The sequence below is a fragment of the Mesorhizobium sp. M7A.F.Ca.MR.362.00.0.0 genome (genome assembly GCF_004023175.1).
Classification (GTDB): Bacteria; Pseudomonadota; Alphaproteobacteria; order Rhizobiales; family Rhizobiaceae; genus Mesorhizobium.
In genome coordinates this window covers 1-2,328 of the sequence record NZ_RZTF01000450.1, presented here as the reverse complement: position 1 = coordinate 2,328, position 2,328 = coordinate 1, and the positions used below count along the sequence as shown (strand labels likewise).

The window sequence follows — 2,328 nt, the reverse complement described above, 5'->3', positions numbered from 1 at the left end:
TGTTGGTAGAGCTGCCTTTCCCTCTCATCGTGTCGAGTGAACTGTCGAGCTGTGGTGACGTTCCTAGACAGCCGCCGAGCATGGAAGAATGCGTTCAAGCTGCTGACTGCGCGGTAGAAACCGTTGTCGCCCGGTTGTTGGAGCTTGAACCAGATCACGCGCTGGTAGTGGGGACCGCTCAGCGATGTCTCCAATGCGAAGATATCTCTCATGCCGCCTCCTTCATCGGCTCTTCCTCACCTTCGATGTTGTGTTCGAACAGCCTTAGCACCTGATGCGTCGGGTCGACCTTATGAGCGTCGAGCGACTTTTCGTAGATGATCCAGGTGATCCGGTTGTCCAGGCTGTCCTCATAAAGCAGGACGGTGATGCGCAGCGGCGTGCCACGCTTGCCTCTGATCGCCCGCCGGTAGGCCTGCAGGACGGTAGTGTCGAGGAAGTCGAGCGAGGCGAAGATCATGTGGTCGACCTCCTGGTCACCGCAGAACTGCCAGTTGAAGCCGACGTCGGCCACCTGTGGTGATGCGATGATGCAGTTCAGGCGCCCCTCGCGGAACGCCAGATCGATTTCACCACGCTTGGTCGCCGATATGTCGCCATTGAGGACTTCGGCCTTCATGCCGTACGCGCGGGCCATTTCCAGGATGCGGTACTGCTGGGGCTTGAGGGCCGCGTAGATGATCAGCGGCTTGCCCGTGCGCGAGTGGTCTTCGAAGTGGAGATCGAGGCGCTCCTCCTTTCCGCAGCGCGCGCCATGCATGATGTCGATCGTCTTCCCGCTCTCCGGGTCGGACAGATCAGGGAACGAATTGGGGTGCTCCATGATCTGGCGAGCGCGGATGAAGCCGACACCGGGCTGGGTGCCGTCAAGGAAGAACTTGTCCAGTTCGAGGAAGGCGTCGTCCTTGAACTTGTTGTAGATCTCGCGCTGCTTCTCGGACATCTCCACGAACTCGGGGATGATGACCTTGGCCTCCTTGCCGTAGACCGACTCGAAGGTGAAGCGGATGCCGTGCTTGCCGAGGATCGCCGACAGCTTGTCATGATTGCGCCAGGCCTTGAGCTTCCCCGTGATCGGATCCTCTATCGAGTGGAAATAGTAGAAGCCCTTGTAGGAGGGATAGTAGCGCGGCTCGATCACGCGGATCGCCGGATAGGCGCTGTCCAGGCGGCCGGAGACCAGCGTGCCGGTCATGCCCAGGAAGTGGGTCATCTTGGACTGGAACGAAGCGTAGAAGCCCTGCGTGCGCTGCGAGGCATCACCCTTGTATCCCTTGTGGATCTCGTCGACCTGACAGGCCCTGACGAAGTCCGGCAGCGACGACCAGTGCGTCGAATAGGCGTCAAAGCCCATCAGAAAGATCTTGGTGTTGCCGGGGTTGGCCAGTTCGTAGGGTAGCTTGGTGCGAGCGACAAGCATCCGCTTGTCGATCGTCATGTCCTTGCGCGCCACGCCGGCGTCGAGCAGAGCCTTGAAGCTCGCGTTCTGCGAGCCGAACAGCTTGTATTTGCTCCGCTTGTGGTCCCAATCGATCAGAGCCCCGGCCAGCTTCTTCTGAGCGGGAGAAAGGGGACGCAGCCCGGTGACGATCGTCACCTCGTCGGGCTTGAAGTCCGTGAACCGGAGGATCTCGTCGCGGTTCTTCTTGAGGAGCGAGAGGGGCATGACGAACGCCGAGCCGACACCCAGTCGCGACCAGAGATACCACTGATAGACACAGGTCGGGGGTGTCTTGCCGGTGCCTGGATCGGAGAGATCCAGGCACTTGGGGTTGCGGATGTAGAAGGCGAGCTGGGCGACCTGTTTCTCGCGGAGGGAGACGCCTTCATCCATCTGCCACCTCATGAAGTGTCGCCAGGGCTTCGCCCATCCGCGACATAGCGGTGCGGGCGGCCTGAACCGCGAAGCCGAGCGCGTCTTCGGGCGTCTGGGCGCTCTCGATGATCTGGAGGACGTGGTCGCTGATGACTACACCAGGCTGGATCCACGCCGAATAGGAGCGGACAGGGTATCCGTTCTTGCGATCAAACGGCTGGTTGCGGTCCTCGTTGATGTGGATGGTCACGCATCCCTTCTGGACCAGGTAATGCCAGCCGAGATTTTCCCAGACCTCGACCTTCCAGCCGTCGCCCATCCTGGAGGCCAGCGCCTCGGCATTGCGTTTGGCCGCCTCATACCATTCGTGGCGGCAGAACTTCCCGCCACCGCACCGCGGTGAGCAGTAGTAGGGGCCGTTGCGCACAGGGACGCGGCCCGGATCTCGTGCGGTGGTCATGGGCAGTACCCTCGGTTGGAGATGTCGACCCCCTGGTCGCGGAGGTAGTTCC

Annotated in this window: 3 protein-coding genes; all 3 read right to left on the bottom strand. The window is 61.1% G+C overall.

All coding sequences use genetic code 11. From position 1 onward, the window contains the following. Positions 1-212, bottom strand: a 212-nt coding sequence (locus EOC06_RS41020) for a hypothetical protein (RefSeq protein ID WP_206631304.1), incomplete at its 3' end; no start/stop codon positions are given. Then, positions 209-1,846 carry a hypothetical protein gene (locus EOC06_RS32690; RefSeq protein ID WP_128309734.1) on the bottom strand — a complete coding sequence of 546 codons (1,638 nt, stop codon included), beginning with the start codon at positions 1,844-1,846 and terminating at the stop codon, positions 209-211. The genes EOC06_RS32690 and EOC06_RS41020, both read right to left, overlap by 4 nt. Further along, positions 1,827-2,276: a hypothetical protein gene (locus EOC06_RS32685; RefSeq protein WP_128309733.1), complete on the bottom strand. Its 450-nt coding sequence runs from the start codon at positions 2,274-2,276 to the stop codon at positions 1,827-1,829. The genes EOC06_RS32690 and EOC06_RS32685 overlap by 20 nt, the downstream gene beginning before the upstream one ends. Positions 2,277-2,328 lie beyond the last annotated feature (52 nt).

Bases quoted from the DNA above. Each gene is read 5' to 3' on its own strand.
- EOC06_RS32690 (WP_128309734.1), bottom strand. From the start codon at position 1,846: ATGAGGTGGCAGATGGATGAAGGCGTCTCCCTCCGCGAGAAACAGGTC.
- EOC06_RS32685 (WP_128309733.1), bottom strand. From the start codon at position 2,276: ATGACCACCGCACGAGATCCGGGCCGCGTCCCTGTGCGCAACGGCCCC.